At 68.0% G+C, this 17,549-nt stretch carries 23 protein-coding genes and 1 pseudogene; 8 read left to right on the forward strand and 16 right to left on the reverse strand.

What is annotated here, in order from left to right; genetic code table 11:
* Positions 1 to 110: 110 nt before the first annotated feature.
* The 12 genes and pseudogenes from CGZ93_RS07630 to CGZ93_RS07675 form a co-directional block, all read right to left on the reverse strand.
* On the reverse strand, positions 111 to 464 hold the full coding sequence (locus CGZ93_RS07630; protein WP_229117285.1) for a cyclic nucleotide-binding domain-containing protein: 354 nt from the start codon (positions 462 to 464) through the stop codon (positions 111 to 113).
* Positions 465 to 487: 23 nt separating this feature from the next.
* On the reverse strand, positions 488 to 721 hold the full coding sequence (locus CGZ93_RS19740; RefSeq protein ID WP_094363556.1) for a UBP-type zinc finger domain-containing protein: 234 nt from the start codon (positions 719 to 721) through the stop codon (positions 488 to 490).
* Positions 718 to 969: pseudogene (locus CGZ93_RS19375) on the reverse strand (thioredoxin family protein); the annotation flags it as partial. The pseudogene CGZ93_RS19375 and the gene CGZ93_RS19740, both read right to left, overlap by 4 nt.
* Before the next feature lie 12 nt (positions 970 to 981).
* On the reverse strand, positions 982 to 1,170 hold the full coding sequence (locus CGZ93_RS19380; protein WP_229117287.1) for a YbbN family protein: 189 nt from the start codon (positions 1,168 to 1,170) through the stop codon (positions 982 to 984).
* Complete coding sequence (gene clpB, locus CGZ93_RS07645; RefSeq protein WP_094363557.1) at positions 1,167 to 3,794, reverse strand: ATP-dependent chaperone ClpB; 2,628 nt, start codon at positions 3,792 to 3,794, stop codon at positions 1,167 to 1,169. The genes CGZ93_RS19380 and clpB overlap by 4 nt, the downstream gene beginning before the upstream one ends.
* Positions 3,785 to 4,096 (reverse strand): chaperone modulator CbpM, encoded by a 312-nt coding sequence (locus CGZ93_RS07650; RefSeq protein ID WP_094363558.1) that lies wholly within the window; start codon positions 4,094 to 4,096, stop codon positions 3,785 to 3,787. The genes clpB and CGZ93_RS07650 overlap by 10 nt, the downstream gene beginning before the upstream one ends.
* The gene (locus tag CGZ93_RS07655; RefSeq protein ID WP_094363559.1) at positions 4,093 to 5,019 is read right to left on the reverse strand and encodes a DnaJ C-terminal domain-containing protein; all 927 of its coding nucleotides are present in this window, start codon (positions 5,017 to 5,019) and stop codon (positions 4,093 to 4,095) included. The genes CGZ93_RS07650 and CGZ93_RS07655 overlap by 4 nt, the downstream gene beginning before the upstream one ends.
* A 3-nt stretch (positions 5,020 to 5,022) precedes the next feature.
* Entirely contained in the window at positions 5,023 to 5,562 is a 540-nt protein-coding gene (locus CGZ93_RS07660; protein ID WP_094363560.1) for a nucleotide exchange factor GrpE, read from the reverse strand.
* A gap of 18 nt (positions 5,563 to 5,580) precedes the next feature.
* Complete coding sequence (gene dnaK / locus CGZ93_RS07665; RefSeq protein WP_094363561.1) at positions 5,581 to 7,446, reverse strand: molecular chaperone DnaK; 1,866 nt, start codon at positions 7,444 to 7,446, stop codon at positions 5,581 to 5,583.
* A 566-nt stretch (positions 7,447 to 8,012) separates the two neighbouring features.
* Positions 8,013 to 8,942, reverse strand: coding sequence for an ISL3 family transposase (locus tag CGZ93_RS07670; RefSeq protein ID WP_267489723.1), 930 nt, complete (start codon positions 8,940 to 8,942; stop codon positions 8,013 to 8,015).
* Positions 8,943 to 8,963: 21 nt separating this feature from the next.
* Positions 8,964 to 9,200, reverse strand: a complete 237-nt coding sequence (locus CGZ93_RS20050) for a transposase family protein (RefSeq protein ID WP_407643931.1) — start codon at positions 9,198 to 9,200, stop codon at positions 8,964 to 8,966.
* Between the two features lie 6 nt (positions 9,201 to 9,206).
* Positions 9,207 to 9,542, reverse strand: coding sequence for a relaxase/mobilization nuclease domain-containing protein (locus CGZ93_RS07675; RefSeq protein WP_229117288.1), 336 nt, complete (start codon positions 9,540 to 9,542; stop codon positions 9,207 to 9,209).
* A gap of 131 nt (positions 9,543 to 9,673) precedes the next feature.
* Between CGZ93_RS07675 and CGZ93_RS07680 the strand changes: the two genes are divergently transcribed.
* The 3 genes from CGZ93_RS07680 (at position 9,674) to CGZ93_RS07695 (ending at position 11,258) form a co-directional block, all read left to right on the forward strand.
* Positions 9,674 to 10,111 (forward strand): hypothetical protein, encoded by a 438-nt coding sequence (locus tag CGZ93_RS07680; protein WP_094363563.1) that lies wholly within the window; start codon positions 9,674 to 9,676, stop codon positions 10,109 to 10,111.
* Positions 10,112 to 10,608: 497 nt separating this feature from the next.
* Entirely contained in the window at positions 10,609 to 10,869 is a 261-nt protein-coding gene (locus tag CGZ93_RS07690) for a hypothetical protein (protein ID WP_141211130.1), read from the forward strand.
* The gene (locus CGZ93_RS07695; RefSeq protein ID WP_229117289.1) at positions 10,866 to 11,258 is read left to right on the forward strand and encodes a PIN domain-containing protein; all 393 of its coding nucleotides are present in this window, start codon (positions 10,866 to 10,868) and stop codon (positions 11,256 to 11,258) included. Before CGZ93_RS07690 ends, CGZ93_RS07695 begins: the two co-directional genes overlap by 4 nt.
* Before the next feature lie 151 nt (positions 11,259 to 11,409).
* On the opposite strand, the gene CGZ93_RS07700 is transcribed toward CGZ93_RS07695, so the two are convergent.
* Together CGZ93_RS07700 and CGZ93_RS07705 are read right to left on the reverse strand one after the other, a co-directional pair.
* Positions 11,410 to 12,327: an alpha/beta hydrolase gene (locus CGZ93_RS07700; protein ID WP_094363566.1), complete on the reverse strand. Its 918-nt coding sequence runs from the start codon at positions 12,325 to 12,327 to the stop codon at positions 11,410 to 11,412.
* A gap of 7 nt (positions 12,328 to 12,334) precedes the next feature.
* Positions 12,335 to 12,691 (reverse strand): DUF5997 family protein, encoded by a 357-nt coding sequence (locus CGZ93_RS07705; RefSeq protein WP_229117290.1) that lies wholly within the window; start codon positions 12,689 to 12,691, stop codon positions 12,335 to 12,337.
* A gap of 35 nt (positions 12,692 to 12,726) precedes the next feature.
* Here CGZ93_RS07705 and CGZ93_RS07710 point away from each other — a divergent pair, with 35 nt between their 5' ends.
* The 3 genes from CGZ93_RS07710 to CGZ93_RS18855 all read left to right on the forward strand — a co-directional run bounded on the left by CGZ93_RS07710 (position 12,727) and on the right by CGZ93_RS18855 (position 14,975).
* A complete protein-coding gene (locus CGZ93_RS07710) occupies positions 12,727 to 13,359 on the forward strand; it encodes a LysR substrate-binding domain-containing protein (protein ID WP_094363568.1) in 633 nt (210 codons plus the stop codon).
* 107 nt (positions 13,360 to 13,466) lie between these two features.
* Positions 13,467 to 14,072, forward strand: coding sequence for a hypothetical protein (locus CGZ93_RS07715; RefSeq protein ID WP_094363569.1), 606 nt, complete (start codon positions 13,467 to 13,469; stop codon positions 14,070 to 14,072).
* A gap of 150 nt (positions 14,073 to 14,222) precedes the next feature.
* Positions 14,223 to 14,975 carry a DUF1801 domain-containing protein gene (locus tag CGZ93_RS18855; RefSeq protein WP_176451672.1) on the forward strand — a complete coding sequence of 251 codons (753 nt, stop codon included), beginning with the start codon at positions 14,223 to 14,225 and terminating at the stop codon, positions 14,973 to 14,975.
* A gap of 5 nt (positions 14,976 to 14,980) precedes the next feature.
* Here the strand turns inward: CGZ93_RS18855 and CGZ93_RS07725 are convergent, their stop codons facing one another.
* Positions 14,981 to 15,793 (reverse strand): HAD-IIA family hydrolase, encoded by an 813-nt coding sequence (locus CGZ93_RS07725; RefSeq protein ID WP_094363570.1) that lies wholly within the window; start codon positions 15,791 to 15,793, stop codon positions 14,981 to 14,983.
* 156 nt (positions 15,794 to 15,949) lie between these two features.
* On the opposite strand from CGZ93_RS07725, the gene CGZ93_RS07730 reads away from it, so the two are divergent.
* On the forward strand, positions 15,950 to 16,309 hold the full coding sequence (locus tag CGZ93_RS07730; RefSeq protein ID WP_094363571.1) for a DUF488 domain-containing protein: 360 nt from the start codon (positions 15,950 to 15,952) through the stop codon (positions 16,307 to 16,309).
* Between the two features lie 10 nt (positions 16,310 to 16,319).
* Positions 16,320 to 16,865, forward strand: a complete 546-nt coding sequence (locus CGZ93_RS07735; protein ID WP_229117291.1) for a GNAT family N-acetyltransferase — start codon at positions 16,320 to 16,322, stop codon at positions 16,863 to 16,865.
* Here the strand turns inward: CGZ93_RS07735 and CGZ93_RS07740 are convergent.
* On the reverse strand, positions 16,838 to 17,512 hold the full coding sequence (locus tag CGZ93_RS07740) for a hypothetical protein (RefSeq protein ID WP_141211131.1): 675 nt from the start codon (positions 17,510 to 17,512) through the stop codon (positions 16,838 to 16,840). The genes CGZ93_RS07735 and CGZ93_RS07740 overlap by 28 nt on opposite strands.
* Positions 17,513 to 17,549: the final 37 nt, after the last annotated feature.

The following is a 17,549-nucleotide window of genomic DNA, read 5'->3' on the forward strand; positions in this document are numbered from 1 at the left end:
GTGTGGAGCGGTCATCGTGATGATTCCTTCGAGGGTGCTGTGAGAGGTGAACTCGAGGATCACGCGGTGACCGCCCTGTCGTCCAGAGCCAGCCACCACGGGCTACACCACTATGAGGGACTCAACTGACGAAATACGAAAGACGGCTGTCCTTCCAGCAGCCCGACATCCCCCACGAACCGGCCGCGGCCGTGCACCTCGACCGCCAACGGCTCATCGGAGTGACGCGGATCCGCCGCAAGTTCGGTGTCCGCCGTCAGCAGGCGCCCTTCCAGGACGACATAGAGGGAGGACGGGTGCTCGCCGGGCTGGATGAGAACCTCCCCGTCGGTGAGTGTGCGGCGCTGCCCTCGTACGAGCAGCACCGCGATCTGCTCGTCGCTGAGCCGCGGGAAGGCGCCGATGGTGTCAGGCGTCTCGGTCTGAGCGGCCTGGCTGCGGTTGCCGGCGGGCGTGTCACTCATAGGAACGCCTCATCCACGTAGCATCAGCTCCAGTTCTCCCCCGGCTCCAGCGACCGCACGATGGGGTGCCCCGCCGTGAGCGCATGCGTGCGGGCGTGCCGCATCGGGGAGGAGTCGCAGCACACGACCTTCCCGCAGGTGCGACACATCCGCAGGTGCACCCACCGCGAACCCACGGCTACACAGTCCTCACACTCCCCTGGCGTGCGGGGACGGACCGGGCGGATGAGCGAGACGTGTGGGTCGACGTATCTCATGGGGCACCGCCGGCCGAGTCAGCCTTCTTCTGCAGCGCCTCGTCCACCCAGCGCAGCAGCACGTCCGGCGGGGCGGCTCCGGATTGGCGGGAGAGCACGTTCCCTTGGTTGAGGATGAGCAGGGTCGGCACCGCCTGGACGGAGAACTTGCGGGCCGTCTCCGGCGCGACGTCCACGTCCACTTTCACCAGCTTGAGCTTGCCGGCACGTTCCGTGGCGACCTTCTCGAGGGCAGGGCTGACCATCCGGCACGGTCCGCATCAGGTCGCCCACAAGTCCACGAGCACCACTTGCGGGGCCTGCTCGACCACCTCGGCGAAGTCCGCATCGCCCGCATCGACGATCCACGGCACGGCGCTCTTGCAGACCCGGTAGCGCGGGTACCCCGACGCCGCGGCGGGGACACGGTTCTTCTTCCCGCAGTTGGGGCAGGTCACAATCGCGCTCACGCCGTGTCATCCTCTTCGGCGGGCGCTGCGATGTTGAAGACGAGCTCGCCGTCCTGCACGTCCAGCGTGACCGTCGACCCGTCCATCACCTCCCCGCTCAGCAGCGCACGACCCAGTCGGGTCTCGATCTCATGGCTGATGTAGCGTCGCAGCGGACGCGCACCGTACACGGGGTCGTATCCGCGGTCGGCGATGAGCTGGCGTGCCGCGGGCGTCAGCTCGATGCGGATCTGACGCTCGGCCAGCCGGGAGCGCAGGTCGGTGAACTGCAGCTCCACAATGTCCTGGATCTGTTCACGACCCAGCGGCGAGAACACCACGATGTCGTCCACCCGGTTGAGGAACTCGGGACGGAAGTGGGCGCGCAACTCACCGAGCACCTTGTTTCGCACGTCGTCGGGGATCGCGCCGCCATCGCATCCCAACAGGTGATGGGCACCGATGTTGGAGGTCATGATGATGATGGTGTTGCGGAAGTCGACGGTGCGTCCCTGGCTGTCGGTGATGCGGCCGTCGTCGAGGACCTGCAGCAGCGTGTTGAACACGTCCGGGTGCGCTTTCTCGATCTCGTCGAAAAGGACCACGCTGTACGGGTGGCGGCGCACCGCCTCGGTCAGCTGCCCTCCCTCGTCGTACCCGACATACCCGGGAGGTGCACCGACGAGCCGGCTGACGGTGTGACGTTCCTGGTATTCGCTCATGTCCAGCCGGACCATTGCCGACTCGCTGTCGAACAGTGCTTGCGCGAGCGCTTTGGCCAGTTCGGTTTTTCCCACACCGGTGGGGCCGAGGAAGATGAACGAGCCGATGGGGCGGCGCGGGTCGCGGATGCCGGAGCGGGCACGGATGATCGCGTCGCTGACGAGCGTGATGGCCTCATCCTGACCGACCACCCGCTCGGCGAGGGTGGCGTCCAGGGTGAGGATCTTGTTGCGTTCACCTTCCTGCAGCCGGGCCACGGGGATTCCCGTCCACGCGGCGACGATCTCGGCGATCTCGTCCTCGGTGACCACCTCCCGCAGCAGCCTCTGCCGGCCCTGCTTGGAGGCGAGACGCTCCTCCTCGGCGTGCAGGCGTCGTTCCGCGTCAGCGATAGCCCCGTACCGCAGTTCAGCGGCACGGTTGAGGTCGTAGGAGCGCTCAGCTTCCTCCGCCTCCCGCCGCAGCCGCTCCAGCTCACTGCGCAGCTCCTGGACCTTGCGGATCGCTTGACGCTCCGCCTCCCACTGGGCGCGCTTGGAGTCCGCCTCCGCCTTCAGGTCGGTCAGTTCCCGGCGCAGCTCCTCCAGCCGTTTCTTGCTGGCAGGGTCGGTCTCCTTCGACAGCGCCGCTTCCTCGATCTCCAGGCGGGTCACCCGCCGGGTCAGCTCGTCGAGCTCGGCAGGCATTGAGTCGATCTCGGTTCGCAGTCGCGCGCAGGCTTCGTCGATGAGGTCGATGGCCTTGTCGGGCAGGAACCGGTCGGAGATGTACCGGTGGGACAGCACGGCGGCCGCGACCAGTGCGCTGTCCTGGATGCGGACACCGTGGAAGATCTCCAGCCGTTCGCGCAGGCCGCGGAGGATGGAGATCGCGTCCTCCACGTCAGGCTCCTCGACCATCACCGTCTGGAACCGGCGTTCCAGGGCGGCGTCCTTCTCGATGTGCTTGCGGTACTCATCGAGGGTGGTGGCACCGATGAGGTGCAGCTCCCCGCGGGCGAGCATCGGTTTGAGCATGTTGCCGGCGTCCATCGCCCCTTCGGTGGCTCCCGCCCCCACCAGGGTGTGCAGCTCGTCGATGAACAGCAGGATCCGTCCCTCCGCTGCTTTCACCTCCGCCAGGACTGCCTTCATTCGCTCCTCGAACTCGCCCCGGTACTTCGCGCCGGCGACCAGGGCAGACAGGTCCAGCGAGAACACGGTCTTGTCACGAAGGCCCTCGGGCACGTCCTCACGCAAGATCCGCTGGGCAAGGCCCTCCACGATGGCGGTCTTTCCGACACCGGGCTCGCCGATGAGGACGGGGTTGTTCTTGGTCTTGCGGGAGAGGATCTGGATGACCCGGCGGATCTCCGCATCACGCCCGATGACCGGGTCAAGCTTGCCCAACCGGGCGTCAGCGACCAGGTCACGGCCGTACTTCTCCAACGCCTCGTACGTCTGCTCGGGGGTGGCGGAGTTGACGTGCTGGTTGCCGCGGATCTTGGTGAGCGCGCTGAGGAAGTTCTCCCGGGTGACACCGTGCCCGCGCAGCACGCGGGACGCGGCACGGTTGGAGGAGTCGTCGGCGAGTGCCAGAACGAGATGCTCCACGGAGATGTAGGAGTCTTTCAGTCGCTTTGCCTCCCGCTCCGCCCGTTCCAGGGTGGAGGTGAGGCTGCGGCTCAGATACACCTGACCGGTCTGCGGGGAGGACCCGGAGACGCTGGGCTTGCGGGCGATCTCCGCTTCGACGTCGGCGCGTACGGCTTCCACGTCAGCACCCGCTGTCTGCAACAGTCGGGGAACCAGCCCCTCCTCCTGCTGGAGCAGTGCGAGCAGGAGATGCTCCTCATCCGTCTCGATCTGACCGGCCTGGACCGCGATGCTCTGGGCCGAGGTGAGCGCTTCCTGCGACTTCTGAGTGAGTGAGTTCATGTCCATGGGGAGTCTCCTTCAAGTCGGATGGTCCGGTGCCGCTCGAGCCGCTCGATGCGGGCGAGCAGGTCGAGCACGAGTGCGATGCCGGCGTAGTTCACGGCAAGATCGGAGTGCAGACGCACGATGGTGTGCACGCGGGCGGGGACGGTACGGGCGAACCACAGTCGGCCGCTGGTGTCGACGTGGGCGGTGACCAGCCCCAGCTCGACGAACTTCAGCAGCGTATCCGGGTGGATACCTGCGGCCACCGCGGTCGCCGCCAGGTCGGCCCGGGGGACACGGACGGGCAGGTGCTGTGAGGTCATGATCCTCTCCTGGCATCAAACGACGATTCGTCGCGGAGCTGTTCGAACAGCTCCTTCTCCTTCTTGCTGAGAGTGCGGGGAACGACGACCTTCACCCGCGCATACAGGTCTCCCGGCTGTCCTCCGCGGGGCATCCCCTGCCCGCGCAGGCGGAGCCGCCTGCCAGTGGACGAGCCGGGCGGGACGTGCACGGTGACCGGGCCGCCGGGGGTGGGCATGCTGACATCCGCGCCCAGCGCCGCCTCCCACGGTGCGATGGGAAGGTCCGTTTCGATGTCCGCGCCGCTGAGCCGGTACCGCTTACTGTCCTTCACGCGCAGCGTGACCAGCAGGTCCCCGTCTTGTCCGTCGGCGCCCGCTCCGCCTGCGCCCGCGACCCGCAGCCGCTGCCCGTCGACAGCGCCCGCTGGGATGTCGATGGTGTACTCCTGCGCGCCGCCGTACGGGGACGCGACCTGCACGGTGCGCCGCCCGCCCCGGTAGGCCTCCTCGACGGTGATCTCCAGCTCCGCGGTGTGGTCGGCACCGCGACCGAAACCACCGAAGCCGCCCCCGAAGAGGTCCTCCCAGTTCGCGCTCTGCGCGCCGCCCCCGAAGAGGTCCTCCCAGTTCGCGCTCTGCGCGCCGCCCCCGCTCCACGTGTATCGGGTGCCGCCGCTGCGGCGCGGCTGCTCGGAGGAGCGAGCCGCGTCCGCGGCGGCGTACTGCCGGAAGTTCTCACCAAACCGGTCGTACTGTGCGCGGGTTTCCGGGTCCGACAGCACATCGTGGGCTTCACTGATCCGTTTGAAGGTCTCCTCCGCCCCCGGGGTCTTGTTGACGTCCGGGTGGAACTTACGGGCCTTCTCCCGGTAGGCGCGGCGGATCTCCTTCTGATCCGCCGACCGGGAGACCCCCAGCGCGCTGTAGAGATCCTCCGCCATCTCCTACTCCTCGTCCGGCCTGCGGGTGACCACGACCGCAGCCGGTCGCAGCATCCGCTCTGGCGTTCCGAACCCGGGGCGAGTGACGGCGAGGATGCTGCGGGGCGGGACGCTGGCATCCTCGACCACCGAGACCGCCTCGTGCAGCTGCGGGTCGAACTCCGCACCGTCGATGGCAATCTCGGGGTACCCGAGTGCGCGCAACGCATCAGCGGCCTGCGCCCGGACGGCCTGCATGCCACCCAGAACGCCCTCGGCAAGGTCCGCCCCGAAGCTGAGCGCCCGGTCCAGCCCGTCGACGACGGGCAAGAAGGCTTTGGCGGTGTTCCGCCTCTCCTCCTCGCGGACGGTCTGGATCTCGCGCGCCATCCGTTTGCGGAGGTTGTCGTAGTCCGCCGCCGCCCGGCGCCACCGGTCCTCGGCCATCTCCAACTGGGCGGCGACCGCCGCTTGCGCGGCGCGGATCTCCTCCGGGGGCACGTCGGTGAGGTCGTCGTTCAGCAGGTCCACGGCCCGCGTGTCCTCGTTCTGCTCCTCGACCATCGCGATCCTCCCTCCGTGCTACTTGTCGAATTCGGCGTCGACGACGTCGTCTTCGTCGTCCTGAGCGGGCTGCTCAGCGTGGCTGGCGTTCGCGCGGGCCGCAGCAAGGGACTGCGCAACCTGCAGCAGCTCGCCGGTGCGCTCTTTCGCTTCCTGCTCGCCGACGTTGTTCTGCACTGCCTCGCGGGCCTGCGTGATGAGCAGCTCCGCGCGGGCACGCTCGTGCTCCGGTGCAGCGTCGCCGAGCTCACGCAGTACCCGCTCGACCTGGTAGGCGGCGGAGTCCAGCTCGTTGCGGGCGTCCACGGCCTGGCGCAGCGCCTGGTCGTCAGCACGGTGCTGCTCGGCTTCCTTAATCATCCGGTCGATCTCGCCCTGGTCCAGGTTCGAGGTGTCGCTGATGGTGATGCCCTGCTCGGTGCCGGTGTCCTTGTCCTTTGCCGTCACGTTCAGGATGCCGTTCGCGTCGATGTCGAAGGTGACCTCGACCTGCGCTTCACCGCGAGGAGCGGGGCGGATGCCGGTGAGCTGGAACCGGCCCAGCACCCGGTTGTCTGCGGCGTTCTCCCGCTCGCCCTGCAGGACGACGATATCCACCGACGGCTGGTTGTCTTCGGCCGTGGAGAACACCTCGCTGCGTCGGGCGGGGATGGTGGTATTGCGTTCGATGATCTTCGTCATCACGCCACCACGGGTCTCCACACCCAGCGACAGCGGGGTGACATCCAGCAGCAGCACGTCGTCGACGTCGCCCTTGAGGACGCCCGCCTGGATGGCGGCGCCCGCAGCGACCACCTCATCGGGGTTCACCGTCATGTTCGGCTCCTTGCCACCGGTGAGCCGCTTGACGAGCGCTTGGACAGCGGGGATGCGGGTGGAACCGCCCACGAGGATGACCTCGTCGATATCGTTCTCGCTGATCTTCGCGTCGGCCATCGCCTGACGCACCGGACCGAGGCACCGCTCAACGAGGTCAGCGGTGAGGTCTTCGAACTTGGACCGCTTCACGGTCATGGTGAGGTGCTTGGGTCCGCTGGCGTCGGCGGTGATGAAGGGCAGGCTGACCTGGGTCTGGGACACCGAGCTGAGCTCGACCTTCGCCTTCTCGGCCGCCTCGAACAGTCGCTGCAGCGCCTGCGGGTCGTTGCGCAGGTCGATGCCGTTCTCGTTCTTGAACTCGTCGGCAAAGTAGTCCACCAGCCGGCGGTCGAAGTCGTCGCCGCCCAGGTGGGTGTCACCGGCGGTGGATCGCACTTCGACGACCCCGTCGCCCACGTCGAGGAGGCTGACATCGAACGTGCCGCCACCGAGGTCGAACACCAGTACGGTCTCTTGGTTCTTCTTGTCCATTCCGTACGCCAGTGCGGCGGCGGTGGGCTCGTTGATGATGCGCAGCACCTCGAGCCCGGCGATGCGTCCGGCGTCCTTGGTCGCGGTGCGTTGGGCGTCGTTGAAGTAGGCGGGAACGGTGATGACGGCCTCGGTCACCTTCTCACCCAGGAACTTGCTGGCGTCGTCGACGAGCTTGCGCAGCACTTGGGCGCTGATCTCCTCCGGCGCGTACTGCTTGCCGCGGATGTTGAACCGTGCTTCGCCGTTGGGGCCTTCCACGACGTCGAAGCCGACGGCGTTGGCTTCCTCCTTGATCTCGTCGAAGGACCGGCCGATGAACCGCTTGGCGGACGAGATGGTGCCCTTCGGGTTGAGGATGCTCTGCCGGCGGGCAAGCTGGCCCACCAGCCGTTCACCGTCCTCGGTGAAGGCGACCACCGACGGGGTGGTGCGGGCTCCCTCCGCGTTCGGGACGACCTTCGCCTCACCGGCCTCCCAGACGGCGATAACGGAGTTCGTGGTCCCCAGATCGATTCCTACTGCCTTGGCCATGATGGTTGTTCCTTTCTTGTCACGTGAGACACGTTTCAGGGGTGGTCAAAGAGCGCGCCAGGATCGGCGCAGGCGCAGGGCTGAGTGCCCAGAGTCAGGAAGCAGGCTGCTTCAGGGGGATCTTTCCGGACGGCGGGCTGCTCGATGGGCGTCACCACCCGCAGGACGCCTAGGTCGCAACTGGCGGTGACGTTGCCGCTGTCGATGCCTGGCAGGTTCGCCTCAGAACGTACTCGTCGCCCTCTCGGGACAGATCGACCGACATCAAGCGCGGATCCATCTGCTGAGCGATGCGCAGGTCCGCACATGAGGTCACCCATCTCACCGCCTCCACATTTACGCTGAGTCGCTCTAACTCCACTGCTGATGTTTGTTCGACGGTCGGAGGTGTACACCCCACCTGGACGATGTGGTCCAAGCAGAGGCGCAAACGCTCGGAAGAACCGCGAGCCCAACCGCCGTGCGGCGCATCGGCTCGCGCTGCCCGGCCGAGTCCGCGAGACGAAATTCATCCTGGCTCCACAATGGACCCCACGTAGACATTTCGCAAGACATGTGCCGGATCTTCAGAGTTGAGTGTGGGGTGAGGCGTCGAGGCCGCCGGTGATGAGGAGCATGCGGAGGCGATAGTGCTCGAAGTTCCGGAAACCGCGGGCGATGCGGCGGCCGAGCTCGATGATTCCGTTGATGGCCTCGGTTCCGCTGTTGCTCGCGCCGTCGGTGTCGAAGTAGGCCAGGAACGCTGTCCGCGAGCGGCGCAGAGTCTTCCCGAGCCTGGCGATCTCCGGGATCGGGCAGGACGGCAGCTTCTGGATCAGCTGCTCGGCGAGGCGTCGGCCCCGGGGAAGGGTGGGCTGGTGGAACACTTCGCGGACGTCTTGGGCGCGCTTGTAGGCGACCTCGACCGCGACATGATCGGGGTGGGCCGCGAACGCGCTGGCCAGCCGGTTCTGGCGGCGAGACGTGAGGCGTTCGCGCCCCGCGCGGAGGAGGTGGCGGATCCCGTAGAGAGGGTCGCCCTTGCGGCCTCGGTGGCCGAGGGTCTCCTGCTGGACTCGGCGGCGAACGTCATCGACCGCAGCGCCGGCGAGCTTGACGATGTGGAAGGCGTCCAGCACGCAGGTCGCGTCCTCGAGCTGGTCATCGATCGCGTTCTTGTAGCCCTGGAAAGGGTCCAGCGTTGCGGTCTCGACCCGCTTGCGGAACTCCTCGCCCCGCTCGTCCAGCCAGTCTCGGTAGGCGCTGCCGGATCGCCGGGGGACGAGACCCAACAGCCTGGCGGTGGGGTGGAGACCACGGGTCAGATCGACCATGCCGGTGAGGTCCTTCGGGCCGCGCCTGTGCGGGTCACGGTGGTGCCAGATGTGCTCGTCGACGCCCAGGACCTGCACGCCCTCGAACCTGGACGGATCGCCTGCGGCCTGAACCAGGACGGGCTGGACCTGGGACCAGAGCGTGTTCCAAGTGGTGCCGAGCTGCCGGGCCAGACCCTGGATCGTCGCTCCCTCGGCCCGGAGCTAGCCGATCGCCCACCGGATCGCGCGCGTGCTCAGCAGCCCCCGCGGAGCGCAGACCTGGGGGTTCTGCTCGACGAACGAGACCACCGCGCAGACGTCCTCGAGGCAGATCCAGCGGCGCTTGCGCCACCGAATCCGCACCGGCCTGCCGGCCCAGGGCGCATCGATTATCTCAACGTCGCCGATCTGTCGGTCGAACTCCGAGACGGCCTCGCCCTCGCGGCGGTGCTCCCACAGCGAGCGCTAGTCCACGTTGCGTGAACCGCGCGCGGCCACGCGGAGCCCGTAGTCGCGCATCAGCTCGTCGTTCTGCTTCGCCACGTGCCAGTGCATGTTGTTGCCCTGGAGCGCGCGGCCGGTGACGTTGTCATGGTTGATGACCGTGATGTGGCTGTGCGGGTTGCCGCCCGCACCGTCGATATGCGTGATCACCAGCACGTCGCTGTTGGGATGCAGCTTCTTGGCGAACTCGTAACCCAGGTCGTTGACCGTCTGCACCTCCTCGGGATCGTTCGGATCGAACTCGCTGCTCTCGAAGCTCTGAATCAAGGAGCGTGCCTCGATCCGGCGGCCGATCACTATCTGCGCTTCGACTATCAGCGCGGCCGCGTCGAGGTCGTCTCGATGACGATCGCGGGCGTGGAAGACTGAGGCTGCCAGCGTTTTCTGACGTCCCCGACCACGCGCGACTCGACCATGAGGGTGAACTGATGACGACCATCACCGGTGACTGCGTCCCGTACCTTGCCGTGCTCGGCCTCGCTGAGGATGACGCAGCAGTCCAGGCGATCATGGAGCAGCAGCAGGGCAAGGCGAAGACGCAGACCTTCAAGGGCCCGTTCGTCCACTACGTGAGCTACTTCAAGAGCGGCGTCGGCTTCGCATTCGACGAACAGGGGCTGAAGCAGGTGTCGTTCTACGTCGTCGCGCATGGCGGCTTCGACGCGTATCCCGGCCGGGCCACGCTCATCAGCGGCCTCGAGGACTACACCAGGGACGGTGTTCGTGCTGCGCTCGGCGAGCCGACGGCGTCTCGCGGCGATGACTGGGATCTCTACGAGGTCGACGGCCGCGTGGTGCACTTCGAATACGACGAGGAGGGTGTCGTCTGGACCGCGCGCGTGTTGCGCGAGCGCGTCGGCGGCTGACGCCGTCACGCGAACGCTCGACGGCGACATCGACGCGAAGGCCGTCGAGACCCACGGCCAGGTGCCATACGGCGAGTCGTTCACGTCTGTGGCGTTGCTGGTGGTCGGCGGCCCGAAGGACGTCGTGAACATGGGCAAGCGCCAGACGATCACGGCTATCACGATCGTCGTGAGTTCGGTGGCTTCATCGAGCGCTAGCCTCGAACCGTTCGGGCGCTGCCCGGCAGGTTCACGACCGCCGACGAACGGGTAAGGATCATGACCGCCGACCTCAGCGCTGACATCACCGTGTTCCTGGCCGCGCTGGGCGCGGAGTTCGGTAGCGACGACCTGCTCGCGAGCGCGATCGAGTCAGGTCATGGATCTGTATCGCTACGGCGATCAGTACGTCCGGTTCGACTAACAACGCGGACGCGTCGAGGTGGTCTCGCTGGTGGCCGCCGGCGCGGAGGATTGATGCATTGGTAGCGTCTTCGACGGCGGTCACGAGCCGCACGATGAGCAGCGTGGAGGCGGAGGACATGACGGCGATCGCGGGCGCGTTCACGCCGTACCTGGCCGTGCTGGGGCGACCGGAGGACGACGCCGACGTGCGGGCGGTATTCGACGCGCAGTCCGATTCGGCGGTGACCCAGACGTTCCACAGGCCGTACGCCCACTACGTCAGCTTCCATGCCGATGGAGTCGGGTTCCTCTTCGAGAAGAACGGACTCCGGGCCGTCACGTTCTACATCGAGGCAGAAGACGACTTCGAGTGATCGTCCTCGACACGAACGTGATCTCGGAGATCTTCCGGCCGACGCCGGAACGGCGCGTCGTCCAGTGGCTCGAGTCACTGAGGGGCGACGTTGCGATCACGGCAATCACTCTCGCGGAGCTACTGGCCGGCGTGCGCGAGCTTCCCGGCGGTCGACGCAAAGCGGCGTTGGTGTCGAGGATCGATGAAGCGATCGAGCCGTACCGGGGAAGTAGTTCGGTGTTGTCATTCGATGAGGCGGCGGCGGACCGCTACGCCGACGTGCTCGTGGCGGGAAGCCGCAGGAGCGCCGATCAGCACTGCCGATGGCCAGATCGCTGCGATCTGTCTGGCCCACGACGCGACCTGCGCGACGCGGAACACCAAGAATTTCACACATACGGGAATTGACCTGATCAACCCGTGGACCACTGACGGATGAAGCCCTCACGGGCTCGATGCTGATGCCGGGTGACCTGGTCGACTGGGCCTGGCACTCGCGCCTGCGTGACCTGTAGCCGTCAGGGTCATTCCGGGCCCTGTCGGCCAACCTCGCTGCCCGCTATCGCACCTGCTCGGTGAGAAATCTTGAGGTGGCTTCGGCGATGGCGACTCGAGCGGTGTCGTGGGTGATCGTCGGTTCTCCGTCGCCGGGTTGGCGCCCGTAGTCGCCGAACTGGGCGTGCGAGGCGCCGTCCACCCGCGTGAACGTCGTGCCGACGGGCAGATTCGGCCGCGATGCGGCGATCTTGACGGGCGTGGCCAGGCCGTCCGCGCTTCCGGAGACCGACAGCACGGGGACGCCGAGCGCGCCGCTGATGTCGTCGGCCGGGTAGGAGGCGTACAGAACGAGCCCGGCCACTGGAGCCGGCGTACGCCCGCCGGACACCGCCTGCATGGCCGCGACCGTACCGCCGAGAGAATGCCCGCCGACGACCCACCGCCGCACCTCGGGTTCGGCGCTCCGGGCTGCGTCAAGCGCCCCCAGGCTGAGGAAGGCGATGCCCAACGGCTGCTTCGCAATCACCACGACGTGCCCCTGTTCGGCCTGCGGACGCAGGACTGCGGCGTACGCCCGGGCATCCACCCGTGCACCCGGCTGGAACACCAACCCGATGTCGCTGTGCGCTCCGACGGGAGCCATCGTGATCCGGGTCGCCGTCTCCGTCACCGCGACCCGACCATCGGTTCGCATCGCCTGGAGCGCCGCCTGCTCGGCGGTGAACGGGCGAAGCCAGCCCACCAGCACGAGCCAGACGAGCGAGCCGGCGAGCATCACCACCCAGCCAACCAGTCGCCAGCCCGTCCGCCGGTGTGGGCGTCGCGCGCGCCACAGCCCGATCGCCGAGCCGGTCACGGTGATCACCAGCAGCACCGGATACAGCGGGTGCCCGTGCACCACCGCGTCCCACGCGGTGACCAGCACCCAACCGACGACGACCAGTCCGGCCAGGCAGAGGCCCCGCTCGAGCCACGTCATCACAGGGTCAGTCGTTGCGCTCGCGGAGGCGTTCGTTGTCCGCCACGACCTGACGGTGGGTCTCGCGTTCACGGATCAGCCACTCGGGCGGGTCGGCGAGCAACTCGCCGATCTGGTCGGAGTCCAGCGGGTCAGTGAGCCCACCCCGGGCCAGCCCGGACTTCGAGACGCCAAGCTTGGCCGCGACCACGTCGCGCGGGAACGGACCGTTGCGTCGCAGATCTGTCAGCCACTGCGGCGGATCGGCACGCAGGGCGTCCAGTTCTCCGCGGGTGATCGGGGTGGTCCGGAAACTCTCCGGGGTCGCCGACAACAGGACTCCCAGCTTCTGGGCCGCGGTCGAGGGCTTCATCGTTTGGCTCACGCAGGCAGCGTAGTCGTCCGCGATACCGTGCCTGGGTGAGCGACTCCGCAGCCCAGGCCGTGCTCAGGGTCGGCCATGTCCCGGGCGTCACGCTGACCAAGTGGCGCACCCGCTGGGCGGAGCGGCTGACCGAGCGGCTCGACGTGGTCGAGCTCGAACAGGCGAAGGTACGCCACGCCCTGGACGAGGGAGAGGTGGACATGTGCTGCGTACGTCTGCCGATCGACACCGACGGCCTGCACGCGATTCCGCTCTATGAGGAGGTGATGGTGGCCTGGGTCAGCAAGGAACATCCGATCGCGGCCTTCGACACCATCACCCTGGCGGACTTGGCCGACGAGACGGTGCTCAGCGAACCGGACCAGGTGGCGATTGACCGGGTCAACGCCGGAGCGGTGCTGCTGGCGCCGATGTCGGTGGCCCGCTCGGCGAGCCGCCGAGACCTGGTGCACCGGCCGGTGGTGGACGCTCCACCGGTCCCGATGGTGCTGGCCTGGCCCACGGACAAGGACAACCCGCTGATCAGTGAGTTCATCGGCATCGTCCGCGGGCGTACCGCCAACAGTTCCCGCACCGATCAGGAGCGCGCCTCCCGAACGGCTGCCGTCGGGCAGGATCGTGCTCGACGCGGCGGAGAGCGCTCCCGACGCCGCTCGCGGCGTCGCTAACCCGGTGACCGAGTTGGGGGTTGTGCTGGGCGTAGACCGTGAGTCACGTTCGCGCGGTCTCGGCGGGCTACCCTGTGCCGGTGGGGTTCGGGAGAGAGGCGAAGCGAGTGCGCGACCGGCTTCTGCCGGTCGAGCAGCGCTATCGCTCCTTCGGCTCGTGCGTGCAATTCAGCTGTCCCATCGGATTCGAGGCCACCTGGTCCTACCTGCAGAGCGTGACCGGTCGACCCTGGCGGGATCCGATGTTTCTCCTTCCAGCGTTGGGGATCCTGGAGCAGGAACGCGCGCTGCGGATGGCCGAGGAGGTGGCGTACGCCAACCTGCGCCGAACCGAGAAGGCCGCCGGTCGGCGCACCCCCACCTTTGGTTGCACCACCCCCACCTGGCCGCAACGCTGGCACGGCGATGAGCGCGCCGGCGCGACGCACGCGCTGCGCGTGTGGCGCCGGCGCAACCCCGGAGGGGGCCCCTTCGGCGACCGGCGCTGGGCCCTCGTGCTCGCAGCGGTCGACTCGCTGCTCGCCGGTGCACCGCACGTCGACACCAAGGCTCTTCAGCGGTGTTTGGACTGGGCCCGACGACTCCATCGGACGTCAGCGGTGGGATCAGCGGACAGCCGAGTCGCGTTCGAGCTCGAGCCCGTGCTCGGCCAGCTCCAGGTGCATCAGCGTGGGGCGGTCGTGGTCAACACCCCGTGGGGCTTCACCCGGTGACGCCTGCGCCCTGAGCGAAGGACTCGAGGACGCCCTTGATCCGACCCAGATCGGCGCGGTAGGCGTGCCTCGGTCACCGCCGAACGAATTCGGTCGGGAACAGCAGTGGCCGATCTGCAGCCAGCTCAGTCGAGGTGTCAGGATGAGCGGGTGAGGGAGAACAAGACAGGACCCACCACGGCCGACGTGGGGGAGTTTCTGGCCGGGCTGACCGCGCGGCGCCGCACGGAGTCGGAACAGCTGATCGCACTGATGCAACGCCTTTCTGGGCAACAACCGGTCCTCTGGGGACCGAGCATCATTGGCTTCGGATCGATGCACTACCGCTATGACACCGGCCGCGAGGGGGACGTGCCGAGGCTGTCGTTCAGCCCCCGCAAGGCAACCATCACCGTCTATTTCTCCGAGGGGTTCGACCGGTATGCCGACCTGCTGGCCCGGCTTGGCAGGCACCGGATCAGCGTCTCCTGCCTCTACCTGAACAAGCTGGTCGATGCCGACCTCGAGGTGCTCACCGAGATGCTCGCCCGGTCACTGCGTCACCACGACGGGACCGCGGCAAAGCCAACCACCGTTGGCGAATATCTGGCCAGCGTCCCCGAGCAGGCCCGCCCGGCCCTGGGCGAGCTGCGCTCCCTGGTCCGCGGAGTGCTCCCCGGCGCCGAGGAGACGCTGAGTTATGGCGTGCTCGGATATCGCACCGCGCCGAAGAAGCGGGCCCCGGTCCATGTCTCCGGTTGGAAGGACCACGTCGCCCTCTATCCGGTGCCGGCCGACGAGGCCCTGGCAGCGGCCGTGGCGCCCTATCGGCGAGGCAAGGGCACGCTCTGGTTCCCGCTCGACGAGCCATTGCCCGCCGAGCTGATCACACGGGTGGTCACCGCGCTGGCGCAGCCCTCCTGAACCACTCAGCGCACCCGCTGGCGCACCACCTCGACGACATCGGCGATCGAGTCTGCCACCCGGGTTGCGCGGAAGGGGAACCGCTCGATGTCGGCCGCCGATGTCGAACCGGTCAGCACCAGGATGGTGCGCAGACCCGCCTCCAGTCCGCTCACGATGTCGGTGTCCATCCGGTCTCCGATCATCACGGTGTGCTCGGAGTGGGCGTCGATCCGGTTCAGCGCGGTCCGCATCATCAGCGGATTGGGTTTGCCGACATAGTAGGGATCGCGGCCGGTCGCCGCGGTGATCAGGGCCGCCACCGAACCGGTCGCGGGCAGCTTGCCCTCGGCGGAGGGGCCGGACACGTCGGGGTTGGTCGCGATGAAACGGGCGCCGCTCTCGATCAACCGGATCGCCCGGGTGATCGCCTCGAAGGAATAGGTCCGCGTCTCGCCGAGCACCACATAGTCCGGGTCGCGGGAGGCCATGGTGTAGCCGGCCTCGTAGAGGGCGGTGGTCAGACCCGCCTCACCGATCACGTACGCCGTTCCGCCCGGTCGCTGCTCACGGAGAAAACTGGCCGTGGCCAGCGCCGAGGTCCAGATGCACTCCTCGGGCACGTCGATGCCGCTGCCGAGGAGGCGGGCGCGCAGGTCGCGCGGGGTGAAGATGGAGTTGTTGGTCAGCACCTGGAACCGCAGATTGTTGTGCTGCAGGGTTTCGATGAACTCGGCTGCCCCGGGGATGGCGTGTTCCTCATGCACCAACACACCGTCCATGTCGGTGAGCCAGGCGTCGACGTGGGCCGCCGAATCGGGAGCCGGGCTGATGGCCATGTGCGCGAGTCTACGGGCTGCGGTTCGGGCTGGCCCGTAGCATCGCGCGGACACGTACGCGCGCGGTCCGCAAGGGTGGGCCAGAATGGGCGGGTGAGCACGAGTGACCACCGACGCTGTCGACCGGGGCAGTCTGCTGGCCGTCGAGGAGGGGTGATGACCGAATGGCGGGTGAAGAAGGTGCAGCACGAACCGGTGGCCGCGGACGGTTACCGCGTGCTGGTGGACCGGCTCTGGCCGCGCGGGACCAGCAAGGAACGGGCCCAGCTGGCCGAGTGGGCCAAGGAGGTCGCCCCCAGCACCGAGCTGCGCACGTGGGCGCACGCCGACCTCGACGGCCGGTGGGCCGAGTTCAGCGAGCGCTATCGGGCCGAGCTTGCGACCGGGAACGCCGCGGCCGCGCTGCTGCGGCGTACCGCGGACCAGAAGGTGGTCACCCTGCTGGTGGCCGCTCATGACGAGCAGCGCAACCACGCCCTGATTCTGCGCGAGGTGCTGCGTGACTTGGCCGACTGAGGAGGAACCCGTGCTGCCACAGGAAATGCCGGTGCTGGAGCGCCGCCCGGTGCGGTTGCGGGAATGGCGCCCCGAGGACGTCGACTTGGTCCGCCGGGTGCACGACGACCCGATGATTCCGTTGATCACCACGGTGCCCACCTCGGGCCGGCAGGATGACGCGTTGGCCTGGATCGAACGGCAGCAGGAGCGGTTGAGCTCCGGCTACGGCTATTCGTTCGCGATCGCCGACCTCGCCACTGATCGCCCCGTCGGTCAGATCATCCTGCGGATGCGGGAGATCCAGTTCGGTCGTGCCGCGGTCGGCTACTGGATCGCGCGCGAGCACCGACGCAAGGGGTACGCCGCCCGCGCGCTGCGGCTGATCACCGACTGGGCGGACACGATCGAGGAGGTGGGTCGGGTGGAGCTGCACGTCGAACCACGCAACGAGGCGTCCTGGCGCGCCGCGGAGGAAGCCGGTTACCAACGGGAGGGCCTCCTCCGGGACTATCAACAGATCGGCGAGGAACGCCGGTCCATGTGGGTCTACTCCCACCTGCCCGACCGCGACTGACTGGACGGCTCCGGGCGATACCAGGCATAGGCCGGCGGCTCGTCACCGCCACGCAGGAGCTCTGCCGCCCACGCCTCGGCGGTGTCCCGGTCCGTGGCCAGGTCACCCCGGTTGGTACGCCGCAGGTGACGCTGGTGCAGCGCCACCAGGCGGTGCTCAAGGTGCTGCCGAGCGACCTCCCGGGCGAGCTCGTCCAGCAGGTCCTGCGAGCCGGGTGTGGCGCTGACGGCGACGGCGTGGGTGACCCGCACCAGCTGGTCCGGATCGAGCCCCGCCAACCCGGTGCGCACCACCTCCTGCACCGGCGCCGGTGGCGGCGGTGGAGGGGTCAGCAGAACGGTCGTGCGCCAGTCGTAGTCGGGCTCGGCGACGGCAGCCCGCAGCGCCGACAGGATCCGGTCGGTGGGACAGCCTCGGTGGTCCAGCGGCAGCAACCGGCGCATCCGCTGCAGCACCACCGGACGCGTACGACCCAGGGCCTCGGCGATGGCGTCGGCGTCCCTGCCCTCGCGAGCAAGTTTCACCAACTGTTCGTGGTCCTCGTCGGTGTAGGGCTGGGCGTGGTTGCGTGGCCGGCTGGGCGGAGTCGGGAGTGGCTGCCCGGGCAGGGCTGACTGGGCGGACCGGATAGGCGTGACATGGGACATGGGGCCTCCTTCACCGAGGACAAGCCCCCTCGACGGC

Source organism: Enemella dayhoffiae, from assembly GCF_002250625.1.
GTDB lineage: Bacteria > Actinomycetota > Actinomycetes > Propionibacteriales > Propionibacteriaceae > Enemella > Enemella dayhoffiae.